General features: G+C 33.2%; 21 protein-coding genes and 3 pseudogenes. 2 read left to right on the top strand and 22 right to left on the bottom strand.

What is annotated here, in order from left to right; all coding sequences use genetic code 11:
- The first annotated feature begins 60 nt into the window (after window positions 1–60).
- The gene (locus COE49_RS10545) at window positions 61–399 is read left to right on the top strand and encodes a permease (protein WP_088230452.1); all 339 of its coding nucleotides are present in this window, start codon (window positions 61–63) and stop codon (window positions 397–399) included.
- A 30-nt stretch (window positions 400–429) separates the two neighbouring features.
- Here the strand turns inward: COE49_RS10545 and COE49_RS10540 are convergent, their stop codons facing one another.
- The 4 genes from COE49_RS10540 to ytfJ all read right to left on the bottom strand — a co-directional run bounded on the left by COE49_RS10540 (window position 430) and on the right by ytfJ (window position 2,446).
- Entirely contained in the window at window positions 430–642 is a 213-nt protein-coding gene (locus COE49_RS10540) for a hypothetical protein (protein ID WP_000711202.1), read from the bottom strand.
- A gap of 69 nt (window positions 643–711) precedes the next feature.
- Window positions 712–1,032: a hypothetical protein gene (locus COE49_RS10535; RefSeq protein WP_088230453.1), complete on the bottom strand. Its 321-nt coding sequence runs from the start codon at window positions 1,030–1,032 to the stop codon at window positions 712–714.
- Window positions 1,033–1,083: 51 nt separating this feature from the next.
- Window positions 1,084–1,860 (bottom strand): oxalate:formate antiporter, encoded by a 777-nt coding sequence (locus COE49_RS10530; RefSeq protein WP_000014091.1) that lies wholly within the window; start codon window positions 1,858–1,860, stop codon window positions 1,084–1,086.
- A 160-nt stretch (window positions 1,861–2,020) separates the two neighbouring features.
- On the bottom strand, window positions 2,021–2,446 hold the full coding sequence (ytfJ, locus tag COE49_RS10525) for a GerW family sporulation protein (protein WP_088230454.1): 426 nt from the start codon (window positions 2,444–2,446) through the stop codon (window positions 2,021–2,023).
- Between the two features lie 132 nt (window positions 2,447–2,578).
- On the opposite strand from ytfJ, the gene COE49_RS10520 reads away from it, so the two are divergent.
- Entirely contained in the window at window positions 2,579–3,364 is a 786-nt protein-coding gene (locus COE49_RS10520) for a GNAT family N-acetyltransferase (RefSeq protein ID WP_088230455.1), read from the top strand.
- A gap of 288 nt (window positions 3,365–3,652) precedes the next feature.
- Here COE49_RS10520 and COE49_RS10515 read toward each other — a convergent pair whose 3' ends face one another.
- The 18 genes and pseudogenes from COE49_RS10515 to COE49_RS10435 form a co-directional block, all read right to left on the bottom strand.
- Window positions 3,653–4,447 (bottom strand): DUF3952 domain-containing protein, encoded by a 795-nt coding sequence (locus tag COE49_RS10515; RefSeq protein WP_098252279.1) that lies wholly within the window; start codon window positions 4,445–4,447, stop codon window positions 3,653–3,655.
- Window positions 4,448–4,623: 176 nt separating this feature from the next.
- A complete protein-coding gene (locus COE49_RS10510; RefSeq protein ID WP_098945904.1) occupies window positions 4,624–5,400 on the bottom strand; it encodes a hypothetical protein in 777 nt (258 codons plus the stop codon).
- 62 nt (window positions 5,401–5,462) lie between these two features.
- A complete protein-coding gene (locus tag COE49_RS10505) occupies window positions 5,463–6,224 on the bottom strand; it encodes a hypothetical protein (protein ID WP_098252277.1) in 762 nt (253 codons plus the stop codon).
- Window positions 6,225–6,446: 222 nt separating this feature from the next.
- Window positions 6,447–6,575: pseudogene (locus COE49_RS10500) on the bottom strand (DUF3952 domain-containing protein); the annotation flags it as partial.
- Between the two features lie 182 nt (window positions 6,576–6,757).
- Window positions 6,758–7,396 carry a hypothetical protein gene (locus COE49_RS10495; RefSeq protein ID WP_071712836.1) on the bottom strand — a complete coding sequence of 213 codons (639 nt, stop codon included), beginning with the start codon at window positions 7,394–7,396 and terminating at the stop codon, window positions 6,758–6,760.
- A 12-nt stretch (window positions 7,397–7,408) separates the two neighbouring features.
- Window positions 7,409–7,669, bottom strand: coding sequence for a hypothetical protein (locus tag COE49_RS10490; protein WP_071712835.1), 261 nt, complete (start codon window positions 7,667–7,669; stop codon window positions 7,409–7,411).
- A gap of 37 nt (window positions 7,670–7,706) precedes the next feature.
- Window positions 7,707–7,859: pseudogene (locus COE49_RS10485) on the bottom strand (lipase); the annotation flags it as partial.
- Window positions 7,852–7,923: pseudogene (locus tag COE49_RS28470) on the bottom strand (DUF3952 domain-containing protein); the annotation flags it as partial. The pseudogenes COE49_RS10485 and COE49_RS28470, both read right to left, overlap by 8 nt.
- A 21-nt stretch (window positions 7,924–7,944) precedes the next feature.
- Window positions 7,945–8,190, bottom strand: a complete 246-nt coding sequence (locus tag COE49_RS10480) for a hypothetical protein (RefSeq protein WP_098356906.1) — start codon at window positions 8,188–8,190, stop codon at window positions 7,945–7,947.
- 279 nt (window positions 8,191–8,469) lie between these two features.
- On the bottom strand, window positions 8,470–8,916 hold the full coding sequence (locus COE49_RS10475; protein ID WP_098945903.1) for a DUF5085 family protein: 447 nt from the start codon (window positions 8,914–8,916) through the stop codon (window positions 8,470–8,472).
- Window positions 8,913–9,374 (bottom strand): DUF5085 family protein, encoded by a 462-nt coding sequence (locus tag COE49_RS10470; RefSeq protein ID WP_088230461.1) that lies wholly within the window; start codon window positions 9,372–9,374, stop codon window positions 8,913–8,915. The genes COE49_RS10475 and COE49_RS10470 overlap by 4 nt, the downstream gene beginning before the upstream one ends.
- Before the next feature lie 135 nt (window positions 9,375–9,509).
- On the bottom strand, window positions 9,510–10,283 hold the full coding sequence (locus tag COE49_RS10465; RefSeq protein WP_088230462.1) for a hypothetical protein: 774 nt from the start codon (window positions 10,281–10,283) through the stop codon (window positions 9,510–9,512).
- A gap of 21 nt (window positions 10,284–10,304) precedes the next feature.
- Entirely contained in the window at window positions 10,305–11,813 is a 1,509-nt protein-coding gene (locus tag COE49_RS10460; RefSeq protein WP_098252275.1) for a T7SS effector LXG polymorphic toxin, read from the bottom strand.
- Between the two features lie 20 nt (window positions 11,814–11,833).
- Window positions 11,834–12,130 carry a TIGR04197 family type VII secretion effector gene (locus tag COE49_RS10455; RefSeq protein ID WP_000503891.1) on the bottom strand — a complete coding sequence of 99 codons (297 nt, stop codon included), beginning with the start codon at window positions 12,128–12,130 and terminating at the stop codon, window positions 11,834–11,836.
- A 3-nt stretch (window positions 12,131–12,133) separates the two neighbouring features.
- Window positions 12,134–12,556 (bottom strand): YwqH-like family protein, encoded by a 423-nt coding sequence (locus COE49_RS10450; RefSeq protein ID WP_088230464.1) that lies wholly within the window; start codon window positions 12,554–12,556, stop codon window positions 12,134–12,136.
- A gap of 12 nt (window positions 12,557–12,568) precedes the next feature.
- Window positions 12,569–17,080, bottom strand: a complete 4,512-nt coding sequence (essC, locus tag COE49_RS10445) for a type VII secretion protein EssC (RefSeq protein ID WP_098252274.1) — start codon at window positions 17,078–17,080, stop codon at window positions 12,569–12,571.
- A 43-nt stretch (window positions 17,081–17,123) separates the two neighbouring features.
- The gene (gene essB / locus COE49_RS10440; protein WP_088230466.1) at window positions 17,124–18,323 is read right to left on the bottom strand and encodes a type VII secretion protein EssB; all 1,200 of its coding nucleotides are present in this window, start codon (window positions 18,321–18,323) and stop codon (window positions 17,124–17,126) included.
- A gap of 77 nt (window positions 18,324–18,400) precedes the next feature.
- A complete protein-coding gene (locus COE49_RS10435) occupies window positions 18,401–18,652 on the bottom strand; it encodes an EsaB/YukD family protein (protein ID WP_001007572.1) in 252 nt (83 codons plus the stop codon).
- Between the last annotated feature and the right edge of the window lies 1 nt (window position 18,653).

Genomic DNA, 18,653 nt, shown 5'->3' with positions numbered 1-18,653 from the left:
CATGTTCTTCTCTTTCTGAAAGATACTATAGGTACACCCAATTGAAAGAGAGGGATGTACATGCGAAGAAAGAGAAATCATCATTTTAAAAGTGGTGAAAAACAAGAAGAGTATGCAGCTGAAATATCACCAGCTGGCATTCCAATTAGACATAAGCGGAAAGAAATTGCAAATGAAATAGAAGGTACAAATACCGGTGCAATGGTTGGCTATGTCGCTTTATTTCTTTCGTTATTCTCCATCGCTTTTTATCCTGTTACACTCGGCTCACTTGCGATTTTAATTGGCTTATTAGCTGTCAATTTCGGAGCGAGAACACTCGGGTATACAGCAATTGGCTTTGGTAGTTTTTCTGTTTTATTTACTTTACTTTATCCGCTTGCTCTGTCAGCGTTTTAAAAAAAACACACCAAGTTATACTTGGTGTGTTCATTCATGATACAACATAATATGACCGCATCCACAACAATGCTTTGCTGTAATTTCTTGAAAGACTGGATAATTTTCTTCATCTCGATGCTCAATAAACACTTTTTCAAATCGATACATGTTAGGTGCATATGCCCAATCTTGTTTCGTACGTGCATATAACGTTGAGGAGAAAAACTCTTCTCCACCACAAACAATACATTCTTTTTTCATCAATATCCCTCCTATGCTTGTCTTACTCCATCTATATGAACATAAGCATAAAAAAAAGACCTTCTATTACTAGAAAGTCTTTTCTGAAACAAAAAGAAATGTACCAAACATTCCTACCCCGCTATATTCTTTCGTAACACCAGCTTCTGTTTTAAATGTTTGCTTTACAGTCATAAAGAAAACACCATTTCGTGTATCAATACCTTCAAACTGTAGTTTCTCTTTTTTTCCATCTACATTTTGCGTGCATTCAAAGCTACTCTCATCACATTTCAATGTATACTTATCTTCTAGATACAATTTGAAATCGGATTCTTTCGGACAAGTAATAAGTAATATTGCCACGAGAATAATACTTACAATACCCACAATTGTATAATATTTCTGCATTTGATCTCCTTTCAAATGACAAGAAAACTTGACTTCATGCGCCAAGTTTTCTTAGTCCACAACCCATTGCCACTCTTGTTCTTTCTTATCAAAAATGAGCCAACCTGTCTCTGTTGCTTCTTCTTTCAATTCATCAATATTATCTAGCACCTCATCCGTACTTTCATACGAACCAACTACATATACCGGAATTTCAAGACCTCTTCTTGACTCAATTTTCCCTGCCAGATCAATATAAAGACCATCTTCCATTAATGGAAGAAGCCCCATGATCACTTCTTTCGAAATTGCTGGGAAAATTTTTGATTTTTGGAAGAAAGAAAAACGTTTCTTACCGAAAGCACCGAGTTTATAAGGAATGACTTTACTTAACATTCCTACAAAATCAGCAATTCTACGATAGTACACTTTGTTGTACCACCCGTCATCATGTGAAAAATAAACAAATCTATTTTTCAATAGCGGAAAGAATGTTCTAGCAAGTGGTTCTTTTTTGTGAGCCAAATATAAAAGCTCTGCAATTTCTTTTGGCTCTAATTCATCTAAATCGCTTGCATCATCAAAATCTACCCAACAAAATTCATCAAATTCATCAATCTCTGCTTGAATTAACTTATGTATATTTTCTTCCTCAACATATTCAAATAAAGTATGATAATGAAAATCTGTCCATTCAAAGTTATGCTTCAAAAGCAATACTTGATGAAGCGGTGAAGGGATGTTACTTGCAAACTCTTTAAACGTAATTCCTGATGTAATAAAACAATGACCCCGACGATTACCATTAATATATATCATATTCTTTACTTGGTCAGATCCTCCAGACAAAGCACCTAGCCACCTTCGTTTTGTATGTTTCAATTCTATAGCATATTTTAACATGAAAAATTTTAGAAACATAGAAAAAACTTCAAAAACTATTTACAATTTCATGTGTTTTATTACATAGTGATTACAAGAAAAAACACCTGCTCATAAGCAGGTGTTTTTAAAGGATATCATCTGGGTTTTGAGGATGATGATTTCCCTCTTTCTTATCATCTTTTTGGAACATCGATTGAATTTTATCAATTGTTTGTGGAGCTAATTCAATCATTTTTTCTGCTAAATGTGTCGCATTTTGTAAATGAAGAATATTTACTCCATCTTTATTCACCACAAGAAATGCTACCGGTGTAATTGAAACACCACCCGCGCTCCCGCCGCCAAATGCAGGGTTACCATTCGCTCTTTGCCCATCATTCGTCTGGAAATCAGAACCTCCTGCTCCAAACCCGAACGCTACTTTAGAAACCGTTAACACTACACCACCGTCAGCCGTTTGAACAGGCTCTCCAACAATCGTATTCACATCGACCATTTCCTTCAAATTTTCCATTGCTGCTTTCATTAACCCTTGAATTGGATGATCCACCGTTCATAACCTCCTTTGTCATATCTTTCCTAGTTTTTCCGAAAGTTGGTGAACTAAACATAAAATTTTATATTGATTTCAAAAAACTTAAGTTGTAATATTTAGAAAAATAAAAAAAGAGGTCGATTCTTTATGATGAGAAAATTAACAAAGAAAGATCATGAACAAGTATTCGCTTACTTAAAAGAAGAAGCAGCCCTTAACTTGTTTATTATTGGGGATATTGAAGCTTTCGGTTATGATACAGACTTTCAAGAATTATGGGGCGTATTTAAAGAGAATGGAACATTAAAATCGATTTTACTTCGCTTCCATGATGCATTTATACCGTATAGCAAAGAAGAGTTTGTAGTAACTGACTATGAGCCATTTCTTTCCGCATATAAGCCGCTGAAACTCTCTGGCAAGTCAACTATTGTTGAACGATTTGAAACCGTTTCAAGTATACAGCTAGGTACGAAAAATGAAATGTATTTTTGTGAATGTCTAAATGGCAACAGCTTACCTGACACGCCTATCCATGAAACGATTAAACTTGCGTCACTAGATGATGTAGAGCGAATTATGCAATTAAGAAGTAGCATCGATGAATTCCCGACTGCTAATGAATCAGAAAAAATTTTAAGGCAAGCTATTGAAACAAATACAGGACGTACGTATTATATTGAAAAAGACGGTGCAATCATCGCATCCGCCTCTACTTCCGCGGAAAATTCATTATCCGCTATGGTTGTGGGCGTATGTACACAACCGAACTACCGCGGAAATGGATATGCTTCACTCCTATTACAAAAAATGATTCAAGACTTTACGAAAGAAAGCCGAACACTTTGTTTATTTTATAACAATCCAGCTGCTGGACGAATTTATAAACGTCTAGGGTTTCAAGACATCGGGATGTGGACGATGTATCGATAATAAGAGGTACACTATAAGCGGAAATAATTGTAACTTAGCAATACAAGCAGATTATACAAAAACTTCGCACCGTTATTATGAAGATGGAGAAACTACTTGCGGAGCAATACTCTAACTAAAACATGTTATGTATTCAAGCTAAATTTAGACAGATTAATGGCCCCAATTGTTGCATTTACTCCAGCAATTGGGGCTACATATTTATACTCAAATTCTTTCCACTACAAATCGAAACATTTTTCACACTTATGTCGCTATTATCTTTACGTGCAAATGCCCTTCTTAATATTACTGCTTCTTATTATACTGTGCTTTAAAATCAATATATTCCTGTCTCGCATCTTGGTTATTATCCTGTTTCCTATTAAAATAAGTTATAATTTGGAACATATTTTCTACTAATTTTCCATCCTCATTCTTTTTCTTATAATCTATATCAATACTTAATTGTAATATCTGTTTTGGATTTTTTGCAGAGTCAAAAGTAAATGAAATTGTTGATCCATCATATTCATCATAGTTAATTTTTAACTTATCATTAATAATACTTTGGAATTCGGATTCAGTTAGTCGATATCCCACTGAATTAGGCTGATCAAACTTTTTTATATCATCCCCGGGCTTCATCTTTAGTTTCCCTATACCTTTTAAACGATCTACAATTAAGTTCACGTATGAAACATCTAGATTTGAATCCGGACTTTTCACCTGTCCATTTTCATACTTAACATGAGTACTATAAATAGTCTCTTTTTTATAATTTTCATTTGTCCTTTTCTCCTTTTCTTTTTCTATATCAGTCGCAACTGTTTGTATAGTCTCTCCATATAAACTTTTATCTTTTGTATTATATGCACCTTCCGTAGTTTGACGAATTGTTTTACTGTGTTCTCCATCTTCCTTTTGTTCAAATGTACTATATATAGCTCTTTGTTCCACAAAAGCATACCCATCATCACTCGAAGACATAACCTTTTTCATGTCACCTTCATCCAATGCCTTAATAAATGGCTCATACTCTACCTTTTCTTCAAAAAAACTACATGCTTGTAGTAGGCTGATTGTTATTATGATAGTAATCATTTTAGAAACCTTTTTTGTGTTCATTTCATCATCACACTACACTCTCTACATTTTCGATCAGATAATCTTCTAATCACTTTAATCACCTTACATAAGTGAATTTTCTTTTAGTAATTCAAATACTTTCCTATAAATTATTACTTTTTCACCACCAAAACTTACAATATGCACTTTCTTTATGCCTTACGTTTCGATTTACCTTTTTTATTTTTCTTTCGATATCTTGGAGTCTCCATTTTATGTTGCTCCCACGAAATGTTAAATGACGGAAATTTAAACCTGCAATATGCTAATAGCTGAAATTCAGCTGCACCGATTGCTATCGTATACATTAAAAAGGTCCCTACTAAATACATAAATAAATCATCAAACCCATAATCGTTATGAAAATATATTAAAATAAGAATAGTTACTGCGTATAGTGTAGCCCACTTCATCATCTTTCCTTTTGTTTTACTAAAGAAAGAAGCAGACCTCTCATCCATACTAAACGCACCTTCACTCGCTTGTTTAAACGTATCAATTGTTGTCAAAACATGAAAAATTACTGCTCCTAAAAGCAATAAACCCGCATATAGTATTGTAATCCAATCAATTGAATTATTAGCCATTTTAGTAACAGTCAAAGCAATAGGAGCTATTGTTGCCAATTGGAATGAACATAATAATACGACAAGGGTTTGTAGTTTTTGAAATTTAAATTGAGCTATCGGAAATGAATAAATAACGAAAAGAATTATTTGTATAATATATAAGAATACTTCTAACTTAACAATTCCTATATTAAAGAGAAGCAAGCAGTAATCCCACCCAGCTGATAAAACAATAGAAAATATTGTTATTGAACTAAATAGTATTCCTCCAAACATAAACCCTGTAGCACCTTGAGGGTCTAAACGATTTCTACATGTCATCCGAAATGCTTCTAAATCTTCTTCTTTTATATCCCACACCCTCGCTCTTCACCTTCTATACGTTTCAATTATTTTTCGAACACTAAAATTCTATTAATATATTATTTATTTTTCGTTTTGAATTTCTTATTTTGTTTTCGAATTCTTCCACACTTTCTCTCATTCTCTTCCCACGTCATATTAAATGACTTGAATTTGAATCTACAGTACACTAAGAGTTGGAATTCTGCCGCTCCAATTGCAACCGCATACATTAAAACAGTTCCTACTCCATACATAACTAAAAAATCAATCGAATAATCATTTTGAAAATACATTAATATAAGAATTATTAGTGTATATATTGAAGCACCCTTTATCATAGTTCTTTTTGTTTTATTAAAAAACGAAGTGGATCTTTCATCACTACTAAACGCACCTTCACTTGCTTGTTTAAATGTATCTAGCGTTGCTACAATATGGATAATAACTGCTCCTACAAATAATAGCCCGGTATACATCCTACCAGTTGAATTATCAACCATTTCAGAAACAATCGAAACTACAAATAATATCGTTCCAAGTTGAAACGCATATAGTAATACGATTAGCGTTTGTAACTTTTGAAATTTAAAACATGCTTTCGGAAATAGATATATAATTAAAAATATAATTTGAATACTAAATAACACAATTTCAGTTTTAACAATAGTTCTATCAAAAAAATTGTTGTAGTAATTCAAATCCCCTACAAAAATAATAAACATAAATATCGAAATATAAAATATTGTTCCTAGCATAAATCCCGTCGCACCTTCAGGACTTAACCGTCTTCTGCATGTCATCCGAAATGCTTCTAAATCTTCTTCTTTTATGTTCCACATTCAGTTTTTCACCTTCTATACAGTTTAAATAATTTTCATTCACTAAAATCCCATTACATTCCTAACTTTTTAAATACATTCATCTTTGTGTAACTAAATTTAGATAATCTTTTCTGTATATCATCACTACATTAATTACCGTACATAATCAGAATGCTTTTGATAGTTCAAATAGCCTTCTTTCTCCTCAAAAGCTCTAAATATTCTTCTCTCTTTCACTTAAGCATATCCCTCATCACTTGCAGGCATAATCGTATTCATCTCCCCTTCATACAATACCTTTTCTAATTCCTCATACTCTATTTTCATTTCCCCGAAACTGCACTCACTTAGTAAAAACGTTACTGTCATCACAATTGTATCGAGATAATAAAGCTCTTTAATTTTATCTTCAGAAAGGTGATAACCTCCCATCAATAATATGTTAGGAGGTTATTAAAGTTATTTGAAATTTGTTTTTTATTTTAATGGATTCGATTTTTGCAAATAATAATGTTGTTTAATTCGAGAAGCGAATATTAAAAACATACTGCTTAATAACTCGTGATTAAGTCTTCACCCTCATATCTAGGGTCCTTCTCAACTTTACCATCTTTTGTTTTGATGACTTTTAGTCTACCTAACCACTCTGCTCCGTTATATGTCTCTTCACTTACCCATACATTATGCTTTTTACCGTCTACCTCAACTACTAATGTGGGGTGTGTAAACATGAATTCCTTCTCTACATGCCTACCTACAATTTCTGCATTTAATGATGTTCCTTCTTCAACTAGTTTACTATTCTGATACCCCTCAATAATAGGTAATCCAATAAATACAAAGAATATCAGTCCAAATACGATTACTTTCTTCTTTGTACTCCATTTATTCTTTTCTTTCAATTCTTTCTGCCTTGCTTCTCTTTCCTCTCGTTCATCCAAACTCTCATTTAAAGCGTCTTCCCATTCCTTGATTTCTGCTTCGATTTCTGCTTCGACTCTTGCTAGTTTTTCTAGTTGTTCATCGGTTGCTACCATCTCATATGAGTTATCTCCAACCACACGAATTTCAGCACCATTTCCTTTTACTTTTTGCAAGTCTTTTTCTGTACAATTAAACTCTCGAATGATTTCCCCTTGTGTGTTTACCAGTCTAACGTAAATGCTTTTTTTCTCCTTCTTCTTAAACATCTGAACTCCCCCTTATTTGTTTCCTATCATAGATAACCCTATTGCAATTAAGATAAAGAAAACGATAATAAGGAAAGTCTTCCCTTTGCTTACTTGTGTTGTAGAACCTTCCAAGACAGCCCATATAAAAATTGGGAAAAGAAGAATACCTAGGAGAATATCAACTAACTTGTTGCTACTCTTCTTTAGTGGTTTTTCTTCTACTATCGGGTTTTTCTTAACAGATTCTTTTCTTATTTGTTTCGGTTTCTTTTTCTTACGTCTATGATTCACCCAACATACTCCTTTTAGAATAACTTTTTCCTAACTATAAAAATACCGAAATATCCCCATTTTCCATTTTATAAACCTGTCCAGGTATTACAAAATCTGCGGCTTTAATGGCGCCATACAAAGGATCATATTCATTTATAAGACTGCGGCAATTTTTCATATTGGTCCCGTATCCGTACTTAACCACATCCACTTAATAAACTTGATACTATTGACAGAACTATCATCATCTTAGCTTTTTTCTTTAACTTCATACTGATACCTCGTTGGTTCCTCTAGGCATTTTTACTTTTCTTAAAAAACACCACATATGCAAATAATGACGAGATTAAGAGAAATATACCCGCTCCTATCCCCTCATATATTTTAAAATAAACAGCAGCGATTATTACAAATATGGACATTATTATTATTAGAATCATTGTATATTTCATTATAAATTCTAACGCTTTATAGATAGATACTATTGTCCTTTCAAAAAAACTTTTCTCTGTTTCCAAAACATTTCGATCCTTATTCAAATTAACAACCTCCTCTTTTTACAAATTAACTTTTGAATAAATTTACCCCTTCAAAATAGCAACAAAGTGAACTATAGAACGTAACTACTACCAATACAGAATGATTCAACTGAAAATCACATGTCGAAATATTAAGTTAATTATATGTAGATTTGAGAACGAAAAACCTCCTCATTCTAACGAGAAGAGAAGGTTTTATTTATGTTATTTCCCCAAATCCTATTCAAAACTATTTCTTTTATGATATTTCCATATTTTAAAAATCACAAGCTTAAAATATTATTCTTCATTAAATACAGCAATCTTCACTTCAACATACTGTAAAGACTCATCACCGCTAAACACATGATAAATTGGCGAGGCTAAATTCAGATTATTATCCTCCATATACTGAAGCATTTCACCATATACCTGCTCTGTTAATTTTTCATAATCTCCCGTATATCGTTTCATGAGCATCTCATCAACATAATAATAGCTCCTAAATTGAAGTGTTTCTGATGTTAGAATTTTATCTTCATTTACTGGCATGAATAATTCAACATACATATTTTCATCAGATGGTATATTTTTCAAAGCATAAAACATCTGACCTTTTACTGTTAAATTCGCTGTTGCAATTTCTGACATAAAATGTTCAATTGCTTCTTCCATATCTTTGTAATGAAAATAGTATTCTTTCGAAACAACATTTGTATACGCAATACTTTGTCCTTCTATTATCATTTTATTGTTTCACCTACTTCTATAATAGGAGCATAAATATCTAGCCACATGTCACCGTATACATCTAAACATACGTGATAAAAACCGTTTTCTAATTTAATATGATGCTGTTCTGCAAACTCATGTATTAAATTATAAGCCTCTTCAATATCACCATCTTCATCAGTAAATCGAACACTTAATGCCTCTTCAATAATTAATCCATCAACATACTCATATGCAGAATTCTCTCCTAATTTAACACGTTCATTTACTGGAACAGAATATGTATATTCGCCGTACTCTGGTTCATTTTCCAATGGCTGATATTTAAAAAGAACGGGACCTACAGCATATATTCCACTATGAACAACTTGATTTCTCAGTGCGATAGCAGGTAATAACCAATCTTCTTTTTTTACAATTTGAGTAATACTAATTAAATTTAAAAGTGATAATGCTTTATATTGAATTTTCATAATACCTACTCCTTTTACTATACTTTCTCTTGGCTATATTTTTTATGTTTCTTCAAATGTCACTTACGCTCTCCTTCATATTCCTTCCACATTATAGTAAATGACGAACATTTAAATCTACTATACTCATTTTCTTTACGCCTTACGTTTTGATTTACCTTTTTTATTTTTCTTTTGATATCTTGGAGTCTCTCTTTTATGTTGTTCCCATGATATGTTAAATGAAGGAAACTTAAATCTACAATAAGCCAATAATTGAAATTCTGCTGCACCAATGGCCACTGCATACATAACAACATTACATATAACATAACCAAACATTGTGTTTAATGAGTAATTATTATTTATATAAATCAAAACAAGAAGACTTAACACATAAATTACAGCACCTCGTATAACATGTCCCTTTGTTTTACTAAAGAACGAAGCTGATTTGTCCCCACTACTAAATGCACCTTCGCTTGCTTGTTTAAATGTATCAACTGTTGTCACAATATGAACAATTATTCCACCTAATACTAATAGACCTACATAAATACGTGTATGGAGATCAATTGAATGCTCAATCATTCCAGAAAGAACAAATAACGTGCATCCGATAGTTCCAAGTTGAAATGCATATAATAATATAACGAGCGTTTGTAATTTTTGAAATTTAAAACGCGCTTTAGGGAATAAATATAGAATTAAAAACATTACTTGCAAACCATATAACACTAATTCAACCCTAACAATTACTTTATCAAACACAGTGGTATAATAATCTATTCCCCCCAAAAAAATAATAATCATGAACAATGAAGTATAAAATATTGTTCCGAGCATAAATCCAGTGACACCTTCAGGATTTAAACGACTTCTACATGTCATTCTAAATTTCTCTAAATCCTCTTCTTTTATATTCCACATTACTTATATACACCTTTCTAATCACCAAAATATAGATTTTATTTTTTCCCCGATTTTAAATTTCCCATCTATCTTTTCAGTTACATTTTTAACTCCTTTTTTAGTAATATCAATTAGATTGTCTCCCCCAAGCTTTTCAAATTTATAATTCATCGCCCAGGTAGCAAATACTGCAGTACCAGCTCCAACCACAGTACCAAGCGGCGGAAGGAAAAACGATCCTGCTACAGCACCAGCTGCCATCGCTCCAGCATTTGCTCCAATATCTACAGCTGAATCTGTTGCTACATCAACTACATCTTTTAACTGCCAACCACCTTCTTTAGCATCAACAACATTACCTCCAACTGTAACAACCGCTCCAAAAATACCTGCTCCTTTCAAGAATCCGCCTGCTTTACCCAGGCCTTTAAACGCTTCTTTCCATTTCATAGGATTAATATCCTTTAAGCCGTCTGCCCAAGCAGCTTTAAATGAACTCAGTCCTCTTTTCCCAATTGCGGTAGGCAATCCTTTATTTGTCCTATCATTGTGGAAATCATGATAAGCTTGAAACTCTGGTAATTTATAAATATTTTTTTTTGCCTTTTTTATTTGTTCCTTTGTTGTTTTCAAACCCTCGAATTTAAATTCCAATTTATTCTGTAAATATTTGAATAACACGTCATCTTTATTATCCATTTTAAGTATTCTTTCTACTAAAACCATATCTTCTTTCTTAGAAGTCGATAATGTAAATGCCCCTTTACCTTTTCGGCCTTTAGGATCAAAAAGGACTTCAAAACCCAATTTTTTTGTAACGTAATGCATGCGTATGTAGGCATTTAAAGTAGCCTTAGCTCCCTTATTCCCAATATCAAACTTAGTCATGGCATCTGCCAATCCCTTAATGATATTTCCAATTGATGTATCAGCTAATAGCTTCCCTATTGAAGCGATAGACAAATTCCCATTATTCACTTTTATTTGTTTCATTCCCTCATCTATTTTACGCATTAATTCATCAAACTCTTGCAGGTCACTTTGCTTACTGTTATAAGTCTCTAATTTTTCTAATGTATCACTGATTTCTTTTTGGCTTTTTACAGCGCCTTCAGTGATGCTTGATGATGATGGATATTGAATTGCGACGATGTCACTAATCGTACCTACTGTTTTTTTCGCCGCTTCATTAGAGTGGCTAAATCCCTCACTATATCCATTAACTTTTTTCTTTACACCATCCAAATAACTTCCATGGATTTTTGCATCTGCATCGCTGTCAACCTCACTGTTAAACTCCTCTACTGCTTTTTGAAATTGACTTTTTAATACTTCGGCTGTAGCTGTAAATCCAGTGATAATAGTTCCATGAACTGTCGATAAATACTCCTTAATATCCGCAGCAGCTTTCCCTTGGAAAGAGTTAATTTGTGTAAAGTCCTCTATTTTTTGCTGCAATGTTTCCAAATGTTGATTTAACTCTTCAGCATTTGAATTAAAGCGATCTTGAAGCTCTTTTACTTCTTGTAACTCTATGATTTTGCTCATATTTTCTCCCCCCTCTCCCTTTACATAGCACGGTGCGCTGAACTGTCTTTCAAATCTTTTCCAAGCTTTTCATCTTGCTGAACCATTTCTTGTCCTGTTTGCTGAATTCTACTAATATCTTTTTGTAGTATTTGTTCATATTGCTGCACTTTTTTTGATAACTTTTCAATCGCTTCACAATATTTTTTCAGTTTACTTAAATTCGTACGATGTAACTGCATACCATTAAATTTAGTCTTACCTAAATCACTAGCACCACTTTTCAATTCACTTACTTTCGCATCAAATACCCCTTTATTTAATTTAATTTCCCCCATTTATCATTTCCCCGCCTTCTGTACTTCTACTTGAATACTAGCGTCAACCATTGAAACACTTCTACTTAAAGAAAGAATACTAGACTCACATGTAGCGATTTCTCTTTCAAGCCGCCGTATGGCTTGATCGATGTCTTCTTGAACTCTCCCTAGTTCTCCAATAAACTTCCCTAAATTCGAAACGACTTGTTGTTCATACGTTTCTTTAAAAGTAGTTGCTCTTTGCCCTTTCCAACTACTCTCGTTTATTTCTAAAGACTTAAACTGCTCTTGATTTTGTTTAATTGCTTCAAGATTATTTATAAATTTCCCCTTAGCAGTTATTAGCCTTCTTAGTTTCATTTGTAATTCAGCCAATTGCCCTTGTTGATGACCTATACTACTTAACAAACCAGATTTTTGACTATTTAATTCCTCTATCCCCATGCAAATCACCCCTTAAATAGTTGGCACTTTAATTCTAGTAGCAAAACGATTTTCAACAAAATACCCTTCAAATGGATTTAATTTTGTACTACTTAAATCTTTATTAGATACATCAAAGACCATTTGGCCTGATGATTTTCTAAGTAAAATAACATGAGATTGCGTTTTTATTGTTTTTGAAACTAAATCGTATCGACTGTCAATTGAATCAACATCACAGCCAATTACGAAGTGGATACCCATAAATGCACCATTTGTTATTAATTCCGCTAAACTATATATATCGCTATCTTCTAAATTACTTAAAATATCATTTACATCTGCAATTACGATTACAATCGGCTTAAATTTCTTAATAAATTCGGCTGGGTTCACTGTTTCACTTGATGCTTCCTGCTCCTCTTTAAACGCCGCTTCTCTTGATTTATAAGCATTTGTAACTTGTTTGATCGTTTTCTCAATCCCTGTTTTTTCAGCTACATATAAAGCAGCGCTCTCTCTATAGTTCGAGAAATTACGTGTTCTTGTATCGATTAAGCCTAAGTCAAAGTGTCCACTTTCAGCTAACTGTTGAAGGAATTGATGAACTACATTTTCAACTTCATCTTTCTTGATTCCCCCTACAACAATATTAGACGCTTCCGTTAAATCTAATTCAAGAGGTGTAACGCTTTCTGTTTCTACACCAAATGTTAGTTTGCCTGCTTCAATAATTTTTCTTGTTTCTGGCCATGCAATAAATTCTTTGTATTCCAGAACTTCAGGCACCATAGGAATTGCTTTCGGTCTTTCTCCATCCCAGAAGGAATCCATCTCTTTTCCTTCAGCTTGTATATTTTCAATTCGAGTAAGTACGTCTTCTCCACTGGTCGGTAAAGCTGTTTGGAAAATTGTTGGTTCGTCAATTTTAACTAAACCACGTCCTGCTAATTCTTCAATTTTCAAGTCCGTTCTTCCTACAATAGCTCTAGATTCTGCCTCATCTATCATATATAGAGCAATTTGTAGTTTAATATTTGTATTTACTTGTACTCTCAACGCATTTTGACGTGTAGCCGTAAGCATTAAATGAATTCCTACCGCTGCCCCTTCACGTACGATTTGTGCAACAATGCGTTCAAAGTCTTCGACAAATCCAGCTTCTCTAACAGAATCATAGTTATCTAACGTAATTAATACTGTTGGTAATACTTCTTTACTAGCTCTCTCATACATTTCAAGACTCGCAACGCCATATTTACTTAGCAATTGCTTTCTATCTTTTAATAGATCTTCTATGCGGCGAAGAAATTTCTCGCATTTTTCAACTTGGTCTAGTGTAATGATGTCTGCCACATGCGGTAAAGATTTTAATGGCATTAAACCGTTTGTTCCGAAGTCTAATAAATACACATGTAAATGCTCCGGACTATGCTGACGAGCTACATCCATAATGACTGATTGTAAGAATGTTGATTTTCCGTAACCTGGACTTGAGAATACTGCTACGTGTCCGTCTTTACTAATATCTAATGTTAATGGTGTTTGTGATTGTAATTCAGGCTGATCTAGTAGACCAACTGTTGCTTGTAATGGTTTCTTTTCTTTCGTCCATGCTTCTTTGAATTGAATAGCGTGTAAGTCTTGTAAATATACGCTCTCTGGAAGTGGTGGTAACCATGGTCTAGCTAGCGCTTCAATTTCATTTACTTCTGCGTAATCGTGAATGTAGTCAATGACAGCATCCAGTTCAGATGGTACGCTTATTACTTCTTTACTACTACCAAGTCCACTTAAGTCTTCACTTAATATTTCATATTGTCCTAGATCATTTATTGCATAGATTGTTGCGTCTAAATGTTCTTTATCCTCTTTATTTTCTACATAGTCTGCCCCGCTCCAAGCTGATTGGAATAGTTCATAAATTTCATTATTCCCAACTTGTAAGTAAGCACGTCCTGGTAATGTAATTTCAGCAGCATCTGGTGTTTTTAAAATTTCATTACTATCTGACGTATTTTGAACTTTCAATGCTAGTTTAAATTTCGAGTTACTCCAAATTTGATCATCTACAACACCGCTCGGTTTTTGTGTAGCTAATATTAAATGAATTCCGAGCGAACGACCGATACGCGCTGTTGAAACTAGCTCTTTCATAAATTCTGGTTGTTCTGACTTCAGTTCCGCGAATTCATCACTAATTAAAAATAAATGTGGCATCGGTTCACTTACTAAGCCTTCTTTATACAGTTTTTGATACTGATTAATATGGTTTACATCATTTTCACCAAATAATCGTTGTCTTTTTTGTAATTCAGCTTTAATTGATGCGAGCGCTCTCATGCTTTGTGCTCCATCTAAGTTCGTAATTGTTCCTAATAAATGCGGTAAGTTTTTGAATAAATTCGCCATACCGCCGCCTTTATAGTCAATTAGTAGAAATGCGACTTCGTAAGGATGGAAATTAACTGCTAGAGATAAAATATACGATTGTATAATTTCTGACTTACCTGAACCGGTTGTACCTGCTATTAATCCGTGAGGTCCGTGAGCTTTTTCGTGTAAGTTTAAGTTTACGATATCCTCTTTCCCACGTAGTCCAAGTGGTACAGCTAAAGATTTATGTGCCGCATTTTTCTGCCAGCGACTTGTGATATTCAGTTCTTTTACTTTTTCAACACCGTACATTTCTAAAAATGTTACGCTTTCTGGAATACTATTTTTTAAGTTTTGCAAATGATTTAACGGCGCTAATGCTCGTGAAACATCTTCTAAATTGAAATCTTTCGGTACGTGATTTAATTTAAATTGACGATTAACAAGCTCGCCTTGTTCCAAGATGATATTCCCATGTTTTGCATCTCTTATATCTATTACCGTTTTCACGTGTTCCGGTAAACTTTGCATAACATCTTGTACAAATACAAGTGATACACCTAATTGACTCGGATCATCATTAAAGAATTCCATCACAACATGGTCTAGTATTAGTTTTTCATCTGTAATGAGAACGACATAGTGCGGTGCAAAGTACATTTTTTCATTAGTTGAACTTTTTTCATCTAGTTTTAGTTTTCGTTCTTTCAATATTTGATACAAACTATTTAACACTTGATCACGGCTACGATCATGATATACAAATCCACGTACATTTATATCGCGAACACTTCCATGAGGTAACCAGCGCATCCAGTCCCACTTCTCCTTTTCTTCTTCCGGAAAAATAGTAATAAACTGCAAGTCATAATAACTATGGAATAACGCGGTTTGTACAACTAATAATTGTAATTGTTCTAACACTAAAGAGCGTTGTCCAATATAGCCAACTGGCCCATTTATCAAATCTGTTACAACAGGTACTTCTTCCAAAGTAAGATAACGCTGTCTTAGTTCACGTGCTATATCAATTAACTCATCTTTCGTTTGACTAAATTCTTCTTCATTAAATTGGATTTCAAAACTCGTATTAGCTTGTCCTGTCCCAACGCTAAATGTTAAGAAATCATGATGTAGCATTGTTTTTTCATATATACGTGGATTTACTTGCACAGCCATATTACGTATTACTTCAACATTCGGATTATGATAATGCAATGCATGACGCTGCTTTTCACTTTCTGCATGTAAATCTTTCGTTTTTTGTTTTATATACTCTCTATAACTTTTATCACGTTCCACAATGTCGATTTTATATTGCTTTAAATTTTTTATATAAGATGTGACAGAAACAATGATCGTTACTAATGTCATCGCAATCGAAGCAATAATAAACATTCCGTATTTCATAAAAATAGCAAGTAATACTGTTACGACAATCATGACAAGAGAAGGTGCAATGATTCTCGCCAAATGCTCCGTCGGTTTTGACGGCATACTTGAAGGTTTTGCAATTGTCATTTTCTCTTCTGGTTCACGGTAAATAATACGTGGTGAACGATGATAATCCGGATAACCACTTTGATAATTCGTTTCTGATTCTACTAAAATAGGTAATGTAGATTTCACGTTACCTTCTGAAGCGAGTACTTGAATATCTTCACTACAAATCTCCACTAAAACACCATCAAAATATAATTGGTCTCCCGCTTCTAACATAACGCTATCTTGTAGCTTCGTATAATTATGAAATACATCCCCGTCATATACATTCACTTTAAAAGAATCATACAACGTTTCACGAGATAGCATTAAATCTACACTAGTCCCGCTAATAGAAATATCATCATAGCTGTTTTGGCTCATTGTAAGAGAATGTTTCGTTCCGATATCAAACACTTTCGTTGTGCCAATAATAGATATAAAGATTTTCAAGCTCACATCTTTAGTTTTTCCAATCTCAAATTCCTTATTGAATTCGATCAATTGATTTTGTACCATCCAAGCGTTTACTTCATTATTCCACTTTAATTCTATTTCTTGTTCTAAACTAGGATTCGTAATATCATTTGTCCATTCTTTTCCAATCGACACTATTGATTGCTCATTTGGATGTAATGTGCACTTATATATTTTGTCTCCATAAGTCAATACTAATAGTTGCTCCATGCGTGTTCACTGCTCCTTTTCAACTGTCTCATCAAGTGCTTGCTTACTCTTTTGTCTCCGTGCTCGACGAGTCTTTATCGTTTGATGATTTGCCATATTTCTTTTGATATTCATCTAATTGTTGTTCATATGTTTTTAACTTTTGATCACGCTCTTCTCCTGATAGATCCGGATTATTTTTCAGCGATTCAATTTGTTTAACAAGGCCGTACATAATAAGTTGCGGATCATCAAGTGTCTTAGCTAAATCTAATGATTTATCAAAATTACCTTTTCCGTTATACATCCAATACAGCAAATATTTTTCATCACTTTTCAAACTAATATTTTTCATAATCATTTTTTTTTGATCTTCACCTAGTTTTTCAACTGTAATGTATGCAAATGCTAACTCATATTTAGATGCAATCGGTAATGATTCAAATTCCTCTTCATTTAATTGTGTAATTACTTTGTCATAATCAGTTGCTATGAAACTCGCATTTGCTTCTAATAATTTATTTTGATAAGGAAATTTTATAAAAGTGAAATATATTAAAGGAGCAGCTAAAATAACTGTCGCCGCTATGAAGGAAAAAGCTAAGTATTTAAACGATTTATAGCTTTTTTTAGGTACTAACTGCATATTTTTTTCTGTTTTTGTTTGTTCCTTCTCAAAGCTGTCATCAAGAAACTGCAGTAATGCATCTAAGTTTTCCATTTGAGCAACTGTTTGTTCAAATGTTGTTTCTTTTGCATCTTTTAGTAACCCAGCATATAAATCATCAAAATTGTGCTTTTCGGAGAATAAAGCAATAATTAGACACTTATATTGCGTTAAAAATTGCTCTTCTAACAACGGGGTTGGTGGAACAATATCTCGAATTCCTCTATGTATAATACTTGGCATTAAATTCGCATTAAAAACTAAATTGTCTGGATGTAAAAAAAACGTGATTCGTTTATTTAAATATTTACGAAACTGTGCAACATTTCGAAGCAGTCTTAATTTCTCATTTCTTCCAAAACGGCTAAGATCGTTCCACTTATTTAATTTTTTATCTACTTGAAATAGAAACGTAAACATATCATCCGTTTCTTCTATCGTTAATGGTACAAACTCAGATGACGCGCCCGTAATTATATCGAATTGACGGAAATCTTTTATACGTGTTTGAGATTTTGTCATCTCCAATTTCCAAATTTCTTTTTCTATTTGAAATTGATAGTTCATTGCATCAATTTGAATTGTTTTTTCCGTCATGTTTATCCTCTTCCCCTTTTCTTTATAACCCGTAATAACTTAACTTTTTTCAAATAACTAAAAGTAAAAAATATTCTTTATAGAACTTGTAATATATCTCCATCTGTTATTTGGTGATCAATTAAACGATCATTATCTGTTAAAACAATCGATTTATTTTTTACTTTCATTACAAAATGTGAACCTTCATGATTATCAATCTTTAGCGTATCTAATAAATTTTTTAATAAATATTTTATAGATTGATGATTCGGAATACGCAAGTCATATGTATTTCCATTCCACTTACTAAAATCTACTGTTACGTTAATATGCGTTTGTATCGCCATT

The organism is Bacillus sp. AFS029637 (assembly GCF_002584985.1).
GTDB lineage: Bacteria > Bacillota > Bacilli > Bacillales > Bacillaceae_G > Bacillus_A.
This window is presented reverse-complemented; position numbering and strand designations above follow the sequence as displayed.

What these genes read in the sequence shown, in the direction of transcription:
- COE49_RS10545 (WP_088230452.1), top strand. Translation starts at nt 61, where the DNA reads ATGCGAAGAAAGAGAAATCATCATTTTAAAAGTGGTGAAAAACAAGAA.
- COE49_RS10540 (WP_000711202.1), bottom strand. Translation starts at nt 642, where the DNA reads ATGAAAAAAGAATGTATTGTTTGTGGTGGAGAAGAGTTTTTCTCCTCA.
- COE49_RS10535 (WP_088230453.1), bottom strand. Translation starts at nt 1,032, where the DNA reads ATGCAGAAATATTATACAATTGTGGGTATTGTAAGTATTATTCTCGTG.
- COE49_RS10520 (WP_088230455.1), top strand. Translation starts at nt 2,579, where the DNA reads ATGATGAGAAAATTAACAAAGAAAGATCATGAACAAGTATTCGCTTAC.
- COE49_RS10515 (WP_098252279.1), bottom strand. Translation starts at nt 4,447, where the DNA reads ATGATTACTATCATAATAACAATCAGCCTACTACAAGCATGTAGTTTT.
- COE49_RS10505 (WP_098252277.1), bottom strand. Translation starts at nt 6,224, where the DNA reads ATGTGGAACATAAAAGAAGAAGATTTAGAAGCATTTCGGATGACATGC.
- COE49_RS10495 (WP_071712836.1), bottom strand. Translation starts at nt 7,396, where the DNA reads ATGTTTAAGAAGAAGGAGAAAAAAAGCATTTACGTTAGACTGGTAAAC.
- COE49_RS10475 (WP_098945903.1), bottom strand. Translation starts at nt 8,916, where the DNA reads ATGATAATAGAAGGACAAAGTATTGCGTATACAAATGTTGTTTCGAAA.
- COE49_RS10470 (WP_088230461.1), bottom strand. Translation starts at nt 9,374, where the DNA reads ATGAAAATTCAATATAAAGCATTATCACTTTTAAATTTAATTAGTATT.
- COE49_RS10465 (WP_088230462.1), bottom strand. Translation starts at nt 10,283, where the DNA reads ATGTGGAATATAAAAGAAGAGGATTTAGAGAAATTTAGAATGACATGT.
- COE49_RS10460 (WP_098252275.1), bottom strand. Translation starts at nt 11,813, where the DNA reads ATGAGCAAAATCATAGAGTTACAAGAAGTAAAAGAGCTTCAAGATCGC.
- COE49_RS10455 (WP_000503891.1), bottom strand. Translation starts at nt 12,130, where the DNA reads ATGGGGGAAATTAAATTAAATAAAGGGGTATTTGATGCGAAAGTAAGT.
- COE49_RS10450 (WP_088230464.1), bottom strand. Translation starts at nt 12,556, where the DNA reads ATGGGGATAGAGGAATTAAATAGTCAAAAATCTGGTTTGTTAAGTAGT.
- essC (WP_098252274.1), bottom strand. Translation starts at nt 17,080, where the DNA reads ATGGAGCAACTATTAGTATTGACTTATGGAGACAAAATATATAAGTGC.
- essB (WP_088230466.1), bottom strand. Translation starts at nt 18,323, where the DNA reads ATGACGGAAAAAACAATTCAAATTGATGCAATGAACTATCAATTTCAA.
- COE49_RS10435 (WP_001007572.1), bottom strand. Translation starts at nt 18,652, where the DNA reads ATGGCGATACAAACGCATATTAACGTAACAGTAGATTTTAGTAAGTGG.